The following is a 13,891-nucleotide window of genomic DNA, read 5'->3' on the forward strand; positions in this document are numbered from 1 at the left end:
GCACTTTTCGCAGGTCAGCGACCGAACGGGGAACAAAATTGACCGGCAGGACCGCGGGGGTACGATTCTTTGGCCCAGCTGACCGCAGCGATCGATTGGCACCGATAAAGTTGATCTCGACGACCGTGCAGAACGCAAGTTGCGCCGTGCACGTGCAGAGTCCCGGGCACGGGACGCCGGGACGGTGCCTGCCCGGAAACGGGCGTGCGGACAGCGCGGACAGCGGGGCAGCCGGGGGCGAGCGAGGGCGGACACCGACGCCGCGCCGCCGACGCGGATCCATGACGCCGGACAGGGAGTCACTCACGTGACCGTTGCAGGAGAAGGTCAGGTGCCCGTGGGGGAGCTGCTCGGCCGAGCGCCCCGGCGGTCCAAGGGCAAGGACGCCTGGCGCGCGCTGGTGCGCTGGCGCGACTGGAGCCTGCCCGTCAAGCTCTCGGCCGTCACCGTCGTGCCCATCGTCCTCGCGCTGGTGCTCGGCATCACGACGATCGCCGCGCAGGTGAGCCGCTCGGACGAGTACCAGCGGCTCGACCGGCTCGTCGCGCTCGGCGGCCAGACGCGCGCGCTGACCGGCGCGCTGCAGCAGGAGCGCACGGTCACCGCGGCGATGCTGACCGACGGCACGGTCGGCGGCACCCCCGAGCTGGCCGCGGCCCGCAAGGCGACCGACGCCGCGATCGACCCGTTCACCTCGGCGCAGGCCCGCGCGGCCGACGTCGAACCCGGGGTGGCCGGCGCCGCCGGCGCGGCGACCGCGCAGATCAGCACGCTGGGCTTCCTCCGCCGTCAGGTCGACGGCGGCCAGCTCGGCCCGGCCCAGGCCGTCACCGCCTACTCCGGCGTCACCGGCGCGCTGATCAGCCTCGACACCGCCGCCACGGCGGGCGCCGGCGACGGCACCCTCGGCGGCACGCCCGCCGGGCTGCACGAGCTGCTGGTCGCGGGCGAGCAGGTGTCGCTCAGCCAGGCCCTGGTCTCCTACGGCATCACCGGCGCGTCGCTGACGCCGAGCGAGCTGGCCACCGTCCGCGCCGCCGAGCTGCGGCTGGCCGACCGGCTCGTCGACTTCCGCTCCGCGGCGGGCGACACGCTGCAGCGCGACTTCGCGGCGATCGCCGAAGGCACGCAGGCGCAGAGCCGCGCCCGGATGGTCGAGTCGGTCGTGAACGCGCAGAGCAGCGCCGTCGACGACGCCTTCCGCGCGCTGTCCGCGGCCGACTGGAACGCCGCGTCCGCCGCGATGCGGACGCAGATCGGCCAGGTCGCCGACCGGCTCGGCGCGTCGGCGTCGGCGACGTCGACCGAGCTGGTCGACGAAGCCAGCAGCGGCGCGGGCCTGCTCGCGGTGCTGCTGTTCGCCGCCATGGTGCTCGCGGTCGCGGTCGTCTTCCTCATCACCCGCCAGCTGCTGCGCTCGCTGAAGGTGTTGCGGCGCAGCGCTCTCGACGTCGCCGAGACGGCGCTGCCCGAGGCGGTCCGCAACATCCAGGAAGGCCGCGCGCAGGGCACGGACGTCGTGCCGGTGCCGGTGCGGACCGACGACGAGGTCGGCGAAGTGGCCCGCGCCTTCGACAAGGTGCACCACCAGGCGCTGCGGCTCGCGACCGAGCAGGCCGCGATGCGCACCGGGTACGGCAGTGTCTTCGTCAACCTCTCCCGCCGCAGCCAGAGCCTGGTGCAGCGGCAGCTGCAGCTGATCGAGCAGCTGGAGCGGGACGAAGAGGACGCCGACCAGCTGGCGACGCTGTTCCAGCTCGACCACCTCGCCACCCGGATGCGCCGCAACAACGAGAACCTGATGGTCCTCTCCGGCGCCGAGCCGGGCCGCCGGTCGGGGAAGCCGGTCGGCACCACGGACATGCTCCGCGCGGCCGTGTCGGAGATCGAGCAGTACCAGCGGGTCCAGGTGCAGCCGCCGCCCCCGGCCCGCGTGGTCGGGTATGCCGCGAGCGACCTGATGCGCCTGGTCGCCGAGCTGCTGGACAACGCGACCGCGTTCTCCGCGCCGGAGACCTCGGTGACGGTGGCGTCGCGGCTGGGTGAGGACGGCTCGCTCAACATCGACATCCTCGACAAGGGCATCGGCATGAACGAGGCCGAGGTCGGCGAGGCGAACACCCGGCTGACCGAAGCCGGGTCGGTCGACCTGGCCACCTCGCGCCGGATGGGCCTGTTCGTCGTCGGCCGGCTCGCCAGCCGGCACCGGATCGGGGTTTCGCTGCACGGCGGCAAGGACATCGTCGGGGTCCGCGCGACCGTCGTCGTCCCGCCGGACCTGGTGATGCCGGTGACCGACGGCCCGGTGACCGGCCCGATCGGCTCGCCCCAGCAGCACCCGGCGAGCCCGGCGGCGGGCAACCGCCTGCCGCGCCGCCCGGTCAACGGCAACTCCCGCCCGCGGCCGCTGGTCCCGCCGCAGCCGGCGATGGGGGAGGAGCGCTGGCCGTCGGCGAACGACCTCGCCGGGCTGGCGAACGGCCACGGCCCCACGGCCCCGCGCCCGCCGTCCGACCTCGAGATCTCCGGGACGGCGCTGTTCGCCCCGATCCCGAAGGACGAAGAGGCCCCGCCGCAGCGCCCGACGCTGCCGCCGGTGCCGACCGTGCTCCCGGTCCCGCAGCCGGAGCAGCCCCCGCGCGCGGGTGACCTCCCGGCGGGCAAGGACCTGTTCTCCGCCAACGAAACCACACTCGGCGACTGGTGGCGCCAGGCGACGACGACCCCGGCGCCCGCGGCCCCGGCCACCCCGCAGCCGGCGGCCGCCCCGGCACCGGACCGCTCGGAGACGACGCCGATCTTCGACGAGATGCTGTCGGCGTGGTTCCGCGAGGACAAGCCGGCGGCCGGAGAAGAGCCGGCCGCGGCCGCCGCCGCTTCGCCCGCGGTGGAGAAGAAGGCGGCGGAGGAGCCGCAGGAGCAGGAGCCTCGCAGCTGGGACTTCGCGAGCGACGAGAACTGGCGCACGGTCCAGGCGGTGACAAAGGCCGAGCCGACGGCGTTCACCGACGCGGGCCTGCCCCGCCGCCGCCGCGGCGAGCAGCTGATGCCGGGCAGCGCAACCTCGACCCCGCCGGCCCAGACCCCGTCGGCCCCGGCCCGCCCCGAGCTCCCGGTCCGCGACCCGGCGGACGTCCGCGGCCGCCTCAGCAGCTTCCAGCAGGGCGTGACCCGAGGTCGCCAGCAGGCCCGCAAGGCCGCGGCGGACGCGGCCCAGCAGCCGGAATCGCCGGCTCTGCCCCAGCGCGGGGCGGGGGAGCAGGCTGGGCAGGCGAACGGCTTGGTGGCGCCGGGTCAGCAAGGGGCTGGCGGATCGCAGCCGGGCGCTTTCGAGTCGCCGCAGGCAGGGCAGGCGAACGGCCTGGGCCAGCAGGGACCAGCGGTTGGTTCGCAGCCGGGCGCGTTCCAGCCGCCTGCGGCCGCGCCGCAGGCGGGCCAGCACGGGCCTGGCGGATCGCAGCCGGGCGCCTTCGAGTCGCCCGCGGCGGAGCAGCCGGGGTCTGGGCAGGCGAATGGCCTCGGCCAGCAGGGACCGGCGACCGGTTCGCAGCCGGGCGCCTTCCAGCCGCCTGCGGCCGCGCCGCAGCCGAATGGCCTGCCGCAGCCGGGACAGCAAGGACCTGCCGCGGCGCAGGCCGGGCAACAGAACGGCCTCCCGCAGCCGGGCCAGCAGGGACCCGCGGCGCAGTCCGGGCAACCGAACGGCCTGCCCCAGCCAAGCTCCCGGCAGGCCAACGGGCTCGCCCAGCCAGTCCAGCGGCCCGACGAGCCGCAGCCGAATGCCTTCCAACCGGCGCCAGGCCAGCCGAATGGCCCGGCTCAGCCCCAGCCCTTCCCACAAAGCCAGGCACCCGGCGGCCTCCCCCAACCAAGGCAGCAGTCACCCGGCGCGGAGCCACCCCACGAGCCACCCCCGACAACCGGCCAGCTGCCACCCGCCGGCCGTCCAGCCACCCCGCCGTCCGCACTCCCGTCCCGCCGCTCCGCCCCACCGGAAGTCCGCGCCGAAGAGGCCACCGCGGAGTGGACCTTCGGCACCGACGAAGGCTGGCGCGCGGTGCAAGCGGTGTCCCAGTCGGCGCCCGCCACCTTCACTTCGGCAGGATTGCCCCGGCGCCGTCGCGGGGAGCAGCTTCTCCCAGGCAGCGCCGGACCGCCCACCGGGGCCACGGCCCCCCGACCCCAACGTGACGCCCACGACGTGCGCGGCCGCCTGCGGAGCTTCCAGCAGGGCATCGAGCGCGGACGCCACCGCACCGCGCGGGCGACCGAGACCAACCACGAGACACTGGAGGGTGAATGACCTCGCCGAGTAATGCGCAGCCGACGCAGAATCAGTTCGGCTGGCTGATCAACGACTTCGCCGAGCGGGTGCCGGGAGTGGCGCACGCCGTGGTCGTCTCGGCGGACGGCCTGCTGCTGAGCGCGTCGAACCGGCTGCCGCTGGACCGGGCCGACCAGCTCGCCGCGGTCGCCTCCGGGCTGGTCAGCCTCACGCAGGGCGCGGCCCGGTGCTTCGAGGCGGGGGCGGTCAACGAGACCGTCGTGGAGATGGAGCTGGGGATCATGGTGCTGATGTCCATCAGCGACGGGTCCTGCCTGGCCGTGCTCGCGGCCCCCAACTGCGACATCGGTCAGGTCGCCTACGAGATGACGATGCTCGTCGACCGGGTCGGCCAGATCCTGACCCCGGAGCTGCGCGCCCAGCTCCAGGGCTCGGGTGGGTCGCTGATCGGCGAACCGGTGGGATGATGGCGCGATGAGCACGGGGTCCGGATCTTTCGGTGAACCACCGGAGGCGCACAACGCCGCCTCCGGCGCAGGGGACGACGGCACCTTCGCCGACGTCCTCAACGGGTTCACCCTGGATTCCGGCCGTGCCCGCCGGAAGCGCAAGAAGAACAAGGAGTCCCCGCCATCCCCGGCCGCCGGTGCGCACGCGGCCGCGGAACCGACGGCGCCCGCGCCGTCGGCCGACCAAGGAGATCCCGTGACCTCTTTAGTCTCTCCACCCGGCAGTACCGACGGGGACGGCCCCAGACCGGGCGGCCTGTTCGACCCGGGCCCGCCCAGCGGCGAGTTCGTCATGCCCGCGGTGTTCGAACAGCCCCCGGCTCCCGAAGACCAGACGGCGATCGTCCGGCCGTACGCTTTGACCGGTGGCCGCACCCGCGCGAACTATGCCCTGGAGCTGGAGACACTGGTCTCCGCGAAGGACTACGCTGCCACCGGTGGCTTCCCCGAGGTGGCCGCGGAGCAGATCGAGTGCGTCTCGATCATGGAAGAGTGCCGGACCCCCCGTTCGGTCGCCGAGATCGTGTCGGCCTTGCGGGTGCCTTTGGGCGTGGCCCGGGTGCTGATCAGCGACGCGGCGGACGCGGGGCTGGTCACGGTGCACAAGACGATTACGGGCAATGACGGCGCCGAGGCACATCTGGTGTTGATGGAAAGGGTTTTGAGTGGACTCCGTCGGCTTTAAGGCACCGCGGGACACCGCGCCCCCGACCATGACATCCGCCAAGATCGTGGTGGCGGGCGGCTTCGGCGCGGGCAAGACGACGTTCGTCGGATCGGTGTCCGAGATCGTGCCGCTCACCACCGAGGCGATGATGACCGACGCCAGCGTCGGCGTCGACAACCTCGACCACACCCCGGGCAAGTCGACGACCACCGTCGCGATGGACTTCGGCCGGGTGTCGCTGGACGCGGACCTGATCCTCTACCTGTTCGGCACGCCCGGGCAGCAGCGGTTCTGGTTCATGTGGGACGACCTGGTCCGCGGCGCGATCGGCGCGGTCGTGCTGGCCGACACGCGCCGGCTGGCCGACTCGTTCGCCCCGATCGACTTCTTCGAAGACCGGGGGCTGCCGTACATCGTCGGCGTCAACACGTTCGACGGCGTGCTGGAGCACGACATCAACGACGTGCGCGAGGCGCTGTCGATCGACCCGAACATCCCGATCGTCCGCTGTGACGCGCGGGACCGCGAGTCGACGAAGCAGACGCTGATCACGCTGGTCGAGTACGCGATGCGGCAGTGGATCGCGCTGCGGGCGGCCAAGTCGCGCTGACGCCGCCGGGCCCGGGGGAGCGCCCCGGGCCCGCGACTTTCAGTACTCGTCGTGGAGGCGCCACCAGGAGCTGGGGCCGGCATCGCCGTGGCTCCCGTCCTCCCACGCCTCCTGCCGGCCCAGCGGGGTGATGTCGAGGTAGCGGTGCGTCACCAGGAACTGCTCGCCACCCCGGCCGTTGGTGAAGTACGTGCGGTACACCTGGTCGCCGTCGCGCAGGAACACGCTGACGCCGAACGCGCTGCCGACGCCGCAGTCGTCGGGGAACTCCGTGCTGTTCGCGGACACCCACGGCACGTCCCAGCCCATCCGGGTCTTGAACCGCTCGATCTCCGCCAGCGGGGCCGGCGCGACGACCTTGAGCGTGACGTCCCGGGCGTGCAGATGCGCCAGGTGCGGCAGGTTGTCGACGATCATCGAGCAGCCGGGGCAGACCGCATCGCCGCTGCCCGGGTAGAGCATGAAGTGGTAGACGACGAGCTGGGGCCGGTCCTCGAACAGGTCGAGCAGGCTCTGCTCGCCCTCCGGCGAGTCGAACACGTACGGCTTGGTGAAGGGCACCATCGGCAGCCGGCGGCGTTCGGCGGCGAGGGCGTCCGCCGCCTTCATGTGCGCTTTCTCCTTGGCGAGCAGCGCGTCCCGCGCGGCCTGCCACTCTTCCGGCGAGGCGATCGGGGGCAGGGCGAAGGTCGAGGTCATCGGGGGTCCTTTCCTCGGGAGTGGATGAAGCCGGCCAGATCTTCGAAGCACGACGTCCAGCCGTCCTGGTGGCTGTCGCGGTCGGCGGCGGCAGGGAAGCCGCTCTGGGTGAAGGTCATCTCGGTCTTGCCGCCGTGGTCGGCGAAGTCGATCGTCACCAGGGTCTCGGCGCGCAGATCGCCCTCGGAGTCCCAGGCGAAGGTGAACACGAGCCGTTCGGGGGCGGTGATCTCGCGGTAGACGCCGTGCATCCAGTGCTCGTCGCCTTCCGGGCCGCGGATGCAGGCGCGCCAGGCGCCGCCCGGCCGGGGCGCGAGCGTGACGGCGGCGCCGGTGAACCCGTGCGGGCCCAGCCAGCTCGCGAGCTGGTCGGGGTCGGTCCACGCGCCGAACACGAGCTCGCGGGGCGCGTCGAAGACACGGGTGATGGTGAGGACGTCGTCAGGCATCTTCGGGTCCTTCGGTCGTGCGCTGCAGGGTTCGCAGGTGTTCCTCGAGGCGGTCGAACCCCTCGTCCCAGAACGGGCGGTAGGTCGCGACCCAGTCGGCGACGTCTTCCAGGGGTTTCGCCTCCAGCCGGCAGGGCCGCCACTGGCGGGTGCGGCCGCGGGTGATGAGCCCGGCCTGCTCCAGCACCTTCAGGTGCCGCGAAACTGCGGGCAGGCTCATCGGGAACGGCTCGGCGAGCTCGTTCACGGTCGCCTCGCCGGCCGAGAGCCGGGCGAGGATGGCGCGCCGCGTGGGGTCGGCGAGGGCCGAGAACGTGCGGCTCAGGTCATCGGCGGCAGTGGTCATTTCAGCACCTTGTTAATTAAGGGACTCGTTAAACATAGCGCCGAGCTGGGTCTTGTCAAGGCTCCCGCGTGCGGTCGTGAGAGCCGTGTCACTGGTCCTCGGGTTTCCAATAGTAGGAAGTCAAAGTATTTTGGGAGGATGAGCAGTGAGCTGCACCGCCCCGCGCACCCCGTCCGGTTCGTCACGTCGTCGAGCCTCTTCGACGGTCACGACGCGTCGATCAACATCATGCGGCGGATCCTGCAGTCGCAGGGCGCGGAGGTCATCCACCTCGGGCACAACCGCTCGGTGGACGAGGTCGCCACCGCGGCCATCGCCGAGGACGTGCAGGGCATCGCCGTCTCCGCCTACCAGGGCGGGCACGTCGAGTACTTCTCCTACCTCGTCGAGCTGCTGCGCGAGCGCGGCGCCGGGCACATCAAGGTCTTCGGCGGCGGGGGCGGGGTGATCGTGCGCGAGGAGATCGAGCTGCTGCACTCGCGCGGCGTCGCCCGGATCTTCTCGCCCGAGGACGGCTACGAGCTGGGCCTGCCGGGCATGATCAACCTGATGATCAAGGCCTGCGACGTCGACCTCGCGGCCGAAGGCCCGTCGCTGGACAAGGTGCTCTCCGGCGACGTCGCGGCACTCTCGCGCGTCATCACCCAGCTGCAGGCGGAGCAGCTCTCCGGCGAGCTGCTCGCCGGGCTCACCGAGGCCGCGGGCAAGCGGGAGGTGCCGGTGCTCGGCATCACCGGCACCGGCGGTTCGGGCAAGTCCTCGCTCACCGACGAGCTGATCCGCCGCTTCCGCCTCGACCAGGAGGACAAGCTGCGGATCGCGGTGCTCGCCGTCGACCCGTCGCGGCGCAAGGGCGGTGGCGCGCTGCTCGGCGACCGCATCCGGATGAACTGCCTCGACGGCTCCCCGGTGTACTTCCGCTCGCTGGCCACCCGGACGACGTCCGGCGAGATCCCGGCCGGGCTGAGCGAGGCGATCGTGGCCTGCAAGGCCGCCGGGTTCGACCTGGTGATCGTCGAGACGCCGGGCATCGGCCAGGGTGACGCCGGGATCGTCGACTTCGTCGACCAGTCGCTGTACGTGATGACGCCGGAGTTCGGCGCCGCGTCGCAGCTGGAGAAGATCGACATGCTCGACTTCGCCGACGTCGTCGCGATCAACAAGTTCGAGCGCCGCGGCGCCGAGGACGCCCGCCGCGACGTCGCGCGCCAGCTGGTGCGCAACCGCGAGGCGTTCGACTCCGGCCCCGAGGACATGCCGGTGTACGGCACGAGCGCGGCGAAGTTCAACGATGACGGCGTCACCGCGCTTTACCAGCACCTGCGCGGCCTGCTCGCCGAGCGGGGCCTGACCGTTTCGGCCGGCACGCTGCCGGTGGTCGAGGGCAAGGTGTCGACCGACGCGAGCACGATCATCCCGGGCAACCGCGCGCGCTACCTGGCCGAGATCGCCGACACCGTGCGCGGTTACCACACGAAGACCGGGCAGCAGGTCGCCGCGATCCGCAAGCACGAGGCGCTGGCGACCACCCGCGCCGAGCTGGCCAAGGTGGACGCGGCCACCGACGCGCTGGACGGCCTGCTCGCCACCGCGGAGTCCGAAGTGGACGGTGAGTCGGCAAAGCTCCTCGAGCGCTTCCGCGCGCTGGCCGAGGAGTACCGCCAGGACGAGCTCGTCGTCAAGATCCGCGACAAGGAGCTGCACACGCAGCTGTGGCGCGACACGCTGTCCGGCAACCGGATCCCGCGCGTCGCCCTGCCGCGCTACACCGAGTCCGGCGAGCTGCTGTCGTTCCTGCGCCGCGAGAACCTGCCGGGCTACTTCCCCTACACTGCCGGGGTTTTCCCGTTCAAGCGCGAGGGTGAGGACCCGGCGCGGATGTTCGCCGGCGAGGGTGACCCGTTCCGCACCAACCGGCGGTTCAAGCTGCTCTCGGCCGACTCCGAGGCCAAGCGGCTCTCGACCGCGTTCGACTCGGTCACCCTCTACGGCCACGACCCCGACACGCGCCCGGACATCTACGGCAAGGTCGGCACCTCGGGCGCGTCCATCGCGACGCTCGAGGACATGAAGGTCCTCTACGACGGCTTCGACCTGACCGCGCCGAGCACGTCGGTGTCGATGACGATCAACGGCCCGGCGCCGACGATCCTGGCCTTCTTCCTCAACACCGCGATCGACCAGAAGCTCGACGCCTTCCGCGCCGAGCACGGGCGCGAGCCGTCCGACGCCGAGGCCGCCGAGCTGCGCGAGTGGGCGCTGAAGAACGTGCGCGGCACCGTGCAGGCCGACATCCTCAAGGAGGACCAGGGCCAGAACACCTGCATCTTCTCCACCGAGTTCAGCCTCCGGATGATGGCCGACATCCAGGAGTGGTTCATCGAGCACGGCGTCCGCAACTTCTACTCGGTCTCGATCTCCGGCTACCACATCGCCGAGGCCGGGGCGAACCCGATCTCGCAGCTGGTGTTCACGCTGTCCAACGGGTTCACCTACGTCGAGTCGTACCTGGCCCGCGGCATGGACATCGACGACTTCGCGCCGAACCTGTCGTTCTTCTTCTCCAACGGCATGGACGCCGAGTACACGGTGCTCGGCCGGGTGGCGCGGCGGATCTGGGCCGTGGCCATGAAGGAGCGCTACGGCGCGAACGAGCGGTCGCAGAAGCTCAAGTACCACGTGCAGACGTCCGGGCGGTCGCTGCACGCGCAGGAGATGAGCTTCAACGACATCCGCACGACGCTGCAGGCGCTCTGCGCGCTGTACGACAACGCGAACTCCTTGCACACCAACGCCTTCGACGAGGCGATCACGACGCCGTCGGAGTCGTCGGTGCGCCGCGCGATGGCCATCCAGATGATCATCAACAAGGAGTGGGGCCTGTCGAAGAACGAAAACCCGCTGCAGGGTTCGTTCATCGTCGACGAGCTGACCGACCTGGTCGAGGAGGCCGTGCTGGCCGAGTTCGACCGGATCTCCGAGCGCGGCGGCGTGCTCGGCGCGATGGAGACCGGCTACCAGCGCGGCAAGATCCAGGACGAGTCGATCCTTTACGAGCGCAAGAAGCACGACGGCTCGCTGCCCATCGTCGGGGTCAACACCTTCCGCAACCCGCGCGAGGGTGAGGACGACGTCGAGGTCGAGCTGGCGCGCGCGACGGAGGCGGAGAAGAAGTCGCAGCTGGACCGGCTCGCGGACTTCAAGAACCGCCACCACGAGGAGGCCCAGCAGGCGCTGAAGGCGCTGAAGGAGGCGGCCACGCGCGGCGGCAACCTGTTCGGTGTCCTGGTGGACGCGGCGCGGGTGTGCTCGCTCGGCCAGATCACCGAGGCGTTCTTCGAGGTGGGGGGCCAGTACCGCCGCAACGTCTGACCCCCCGCGCCCGAGGTCAGCGGCGGGTCGCCGCCAGCTGCCAGACCGGGACGAGGACCCGGCCGTCGGCGTCGGTGTCCATCCCGGCCAGGCCGGCCGCGTCGGTGTCGAGCACGACCTGGACGCTCTGGCGCAGCTCGTCCGGGGTCATCGACGTGGTGTAGACGGTCGGTTCGAGCCGGTCGATCGTCCAGTCCTTGCCGACCGTGTCGCGCAGGTTGGCCTCGCTGATCAGGTACGGCGCCGGGAACGTGTCGGGCACGTCGGGGGAGAAGGCGAACAGGTGCAGCCGCGCGCCCGGCCGCGTCGCGCGCGTGAGGGCCGCGAGATACTGACGCCGCTGGTCTTCGGACAGGCAGTGGTAGAGCGCGCTGTCGAGGACCGTGTCGAAGCGGCTTTCGTAGCCTTCGAGCTTCGTCGCGTCGGCCACCGCGAAGGGGACGTCCGGGGTGCGGGTGCGGGCCTGCTCGATCGCCGAAGGCGCGCCGTCGAGGCCGGTGACGTGCAGGCCGCGGGAGGCGAGGAACGCCGAGTTGTCGCCGAGGCCGCAGCCGATGTCGAGCACCTCGCCGGTGAACTCGCCGGCGTCGGCCAGCGCGACGACGGCGGGCTGCGGCGCGCCGATGTCCCACGGCATCTTCCGCCCGATCGGGGTGGCGCCCTGGTAGAGCTCTTCGAAGTCGATGTCCTGAACGTCCATCACTACCCCCTTATTCAACGTATGATGAGATCACTCCATCCTGCACCACCTGTCAACCTGGTGGTAGTCGTTGAGTATGAAATTCGGGATCTCGACGTTCGTGACCGACGAAGGCATCCGGCCGGACGTGCTGGGCGCGGCGCTGGAAGAGCGCGGCTTCGACTCGCTGTTCCTGGCCGAGCACTCGCACATCCCCGTCAGCCGGGAGAGCCCGTACCCGGGCGGGGGAGACCTGCCGGAGAAGTACAAGCGCACCCTCGACCCGTTCGTGGCGCTCACCGCCGCCGCCACCGCGACGTCGGAGCTGCTGCTCGGCACCGGGATCGCGCTGCTGATCCAGCGTGACCTCATCCACACGGCCAAGGAGGTCGCGTCCCTCGACCTCGTCTCCGACGGGCGTGCGCTGTTCGGCGTCGGCGTCGGCTGGAACCGCGAGGAGATGCGCAACCACGGCACCGACCCGAAGACCCGCGGCGCGCTGATCGACGAGCAGCTGGCCGCGCTCAAGGAGATCTGGACGAAGGACGAGGCCGAGTTCCACGGCCGGCACGTCGACTTCGACCCGATCTACGCCTGGCCGAAGCCCGTCCACAAGCCGCACCCGCCGATCTACATCGGTGGTGAGAGCGAAGCGGCCCTGAACCGTCTGGCCCGCTACGGGGACGGCTGGCTGCTTCGCGGTCACACGCACTTCGACGAGGCCAAGCGCGTCCGCGGCTGGCTCGCCGACCAGGGCCGCACGGACGTCGAGTTCGCCGTTTTCGGCGGTGACACGAAGGCCAAGGTGATCGACGGCTTCCGCGAGGCGGGCGTCGAGCGCTACACGTTCCTGCTGGAGACGATGCCGGAGGCCGAGACGCTCAAGGCGCTCGACGAGCTGGCCGCCGTGGTGGCCGAGCACCGCTGACCGGCCACGGGCCCAGGTCCGGGAGGACGCCGGTCAGGCCGTCGCCGCCGGCCCTCCCGGACAGCCACGCGGCCAGCTCGCGCACGGTCCCGGTCACTTCGGCGTCTCCTCCGCCCCAACGCCGGTCGCCGTCGCGGACGGCGACGCCGTCGGGCAGGCGGTCCTGGAGGAAGTCCACGGCGTGGCCGCAGAAGTCCGCCGGCCAGTCGGCGAAGCCGACCCCGACGTCGAGGTCCACCGCGTGGATCCAGACCTCGCGCCAGCGGGCGAAGACGGTGCTCGACAGCTTCCCGTCGCGGTAGTCGACGTGCTGGTCCCAGTCGGTCACCCGGGCCCAGGCGTCTTCCAGGCGGACGGAGTGGCGAAGCAGGGCTCGCCGGTGCTCTTCGGCGGAGCGGCCCGCGGTCGCCTCGATGATGCCGTCGCGGTCGTGCGTCTTCGGGTCGTAGAGCGGGACGAGCACCCCGCGCAGCGCGCTCTCGACGAGGTCGGCCAACGCGCGTCCGGCGTCGGTGACGTGGGCCAGCACGTGCCCGCGGGTCCAGCCCGGCAGCGGTGACGGCTCGTGGACCCGCTCGTCGGTGAGGGGTTCCAGGGCGCGGTGCAGCCGGCTGTGGGCCACGGCGACCGCGGCCGTCGGGATCACTTGTCGAGCAGCAGGTGGACCGACAGCTCGAGCCGGTTCGCGACGTCGGCGGCCGACGCCCGGCGGGTCACCCAGGCCACCAGGTTCGCCATCCAGACGTCCGCGACGACGTGGAAGATGTCGCGGTCGGCCTCGGTCGGGTCGGAGATCCCCATCGCCTGGCCGAACATGTTCTCCATCAGCCGCCCGACCTGCTCGACCTCGGCGGCGGCGGAGGTGTCGGCGAACATGAACGCGCGCACCATCGCCTCGGTGAGGTGCGGGTCGCGCTGCATCAGCCGGGTGTTGCGGCCGAGCACGAACATCAGCCGCTCGGCCGGGGTGTCACCCGGGATGGCCTGGCGTTCCAGCTTCTCCTGCGCGCGTTCGAACTCGCGCGCCAGGCCGGAGACGAGCAGGTGGATCTTCGACGGGAAGTACCGGTACAGGGTGCCGAGCGCGACGTCGGCCTTCTCGGCGACGGCCCGCATCTGGACGGCGTCGTACCCGCCCTTCGAGGCCAGGGCGAGGGTCGCGTCGATGATCCGGCGGCGGCGGTCGCGCTGGGCGGCCGAGCCGAGTTCGTCGGCTCCGATCGCGCTCAGCCCGTTGCCGCGTGCCTTCACCGGCGCTTTGGCTTTGCCGGGCATCGGTGTTCCCCCGTCCTTCGGAACTTGTTCCAGTTCACGACGTAGAGTACCTGTCCTGGCGAAACGTTCAAC

At 71.6% G+C, this 13,891-nt stretch carries 12 protein-coding genes; 6 read left to right on the forward strand and 6 right to left on the reverse strand.

What is annotated here, in order from left to right; translation table 11 throughout:
* Positions 1 to 331 precede the first annotated feature (331 nt).
* Genes ACZ63J_RS18000 through ACZ63J_RS18015 form a run of 4 tightly spaced genes read left to right on the forward strand, consistent with a single transcriptional unit; the run spans position 332 to position 6,071 of the window.
* Complete coding sequence (locus ACZ63J_RS18000; RefSeq protein ID WP_465403396.1) at positions 332 to 4,303, forward strand: sensor histidine kinase; 3,972 nt, start codon at positions 332 to 334, stop codon at positions 4,301 to 4,303.
* The gene (locus tag ACZ63J_RS18005) at positions 4,300 to 4,752 is read left to right on the forward strand and encodes a roadblock/LC7 domain-containing protein (protein WP_465307622.1); all 453 of its coding nucleotides are present in this window, start codon (positions 4,300 to 4,302) and stop codon (positions 4,750 to 4,752) included. Before ACZ63J_RS18000 ends, ACZ63J_RS18005 begins: the two co-directional genes overlap by 4 nt.
* A 7-nt stretch (positions 4,753 to 4,759) precedes the next feature.
* Positions 4,760 to 5,479: a DUF742 domain-containing protein gene (locus ACZ63J_RS18010; RefSeq protein ID WP_465403264.1), complete on the forward strand. Its 720-nt coding sequence runs from the start codon at positions 4,760 to 4,762 to the stop codon at positions 5,477 to 5,479.
* Positions 5,480 to 5,507: 28 nt separating this feature from the next.
* On the forward strand, positions 5,508 to 6,071 hold the full coding sequence (locus ACZ63J_RS18015) for a GTP-binding protein (RefSeq protein WP_155542172.1): 564 nt from the start codon (positions 5,508 to 5,510) through the stop codon (positions 6,069 to 6,071).
* 39 nt (positions 6,072 to 6,110) lie between these two features.
* Here the strand turns inward: ACZ63J_RS18015 and ACZ63J_RS18020 are convergent, their stop codons facing one another.
* From ACZ63J_RS18020 to ACZ63J_RS18030, 3 genes are read right to left on the reverse strand one after another with little or no spacing between them, the layout of a single operon-like run.
* Positions 6,111 to 6,770 carry a DUF899 domain-containing protein gene (locus ACZ63J_RS18020; RefSeq protein WP_465403266.1) on the reverse strand — a complete coding sequence of 220 codons (660 nt, stop codon included), beginning with the start codon at positions 6,768 to 6,770 and terminating at the stop codon, positions 6,111 to 6,113.
* Positions 6,767 to 7,219 (reverse strand): SRPBCC family protein, encoded by a 453-nt coding sequence (locus ACZ63J_RS18025; RefSeq protein ID WP_465403268.1) that lies wholly within the window; start codon positions 7,217 to 7,219, stop codon positions 6,767 to 6,769. Before ACZ63J_RS18025 ends, ACZ63J_RS18020 begins: the two co-directional genes overlap by 4 nt.
* Positions 7,212 to 7,565: an ArsR/SmtB family transcription factor gene (locus ACZ63J_RS18030; protein ID WP_465307614.1), complete on the reverse strand. Its 354-nt coding sequence runs from the start codon at positions 7,563 to 7,565 to the stop codon at positions 7,212 to 7,214. The genes ACZ63J_RS18025 and ACZ63J_RS18030 overlap by 8 nt, the downstream gene beginning before the upstream one ends.
* Before the next feature lie 138 nt (positions 7,566 to 7,703).
* Here ACZ63J_RS18030 and icmF point away from each other — a divergent pair, with 138 nt between their 5' ends.
* Positions 7,704 to 10,937 (forward strand): fused isobutyryl-CoA mutase/GTPase IcmF, encoded by a 3,234-nt coding sequence (gene icmF, locus ACZ63J_RS18035; RefSeq protein WP_465403270.1) that lies wholly within the window; start codon positions 7,704 to 7,706, stop codon positions 10,935 to 10,937.
* Between the two features lie 16 nt (positions 10,938 to 10,953).
* Here the strand turns inward: icmF and ACZ63J_RS18040 are convergent, their stop codons facing one another.
* Positions 10,954 to 11,637: a class I SAM-dependent methyltransferase gene (locus tag ACZ63J_RS18040; RefSeq protein ID WP_465403272.1), complete on the reverse strand. Its 684-nt coding sequence runs from the start codon at positions 11,635 to 11,637 to the stop codon at positions 10,954 to 10,956.
* Between the two features lie 76 nt (positions 11,638 to 11,713).
* Between ACZ63J_RS18040 and ACZ63J_RS18045 the strand changes: the two genes are divergently transcribed.
* On the forward strand, positions 11,714 to 12,544 hold the full coding sequence (locus ACZ63J_RS18045; RefSeq protein WP_465337988.1) for an LLM class F420-dependent oxidoreductase: 831 nt from the start codon (positions 11,714 to 11,716) through the stop codon (positions 12,542 to 12,544).
* Here ACZ63J_RS18045 and ACZ63J_RS18050 read toward each other — a convergent pair.
* Positions 12,498 to 13,190: a maleylpyruvate isomerase family mycothiol-dependent enzyme gene (locus ACZ63J_RS18050; RefSeq protein ID WP_465403273.1), complete on the reverse strand. Its 693-nt coding sequence runs from the start codon at positions 13,188 to 13,190 to the stop codon at positions 12,498 to 12,500. The genes ACZ63J_RS18045 and ACZ63J_RS18050 overlap by 47 nt on opposite strands.
* Positions 13,187 to 13,819 (reverse strand): cholesterol catabolism transcriptional regulator KstR, encoded by a 633-nt coding sequence (kstR, locus tag ACZ63J_RS18055; RefSeq protein WP_465307604.1) that lies wholly within the window; start codon positions 13,817 to 13,819, stop codon positions 13,187 to 13,189. Before kstR ends, ACZ63J_RS18050 begins: the two co-directional genes overlap by 4 nt.
* Between the last annotated feature and the right edge of the window lie 72 nt (positions 13,820 to 13,891).

The sequence above is a fragment of the Amycolatopsis sp. NPDC104863 genome, from assembly GCF_055582965.1.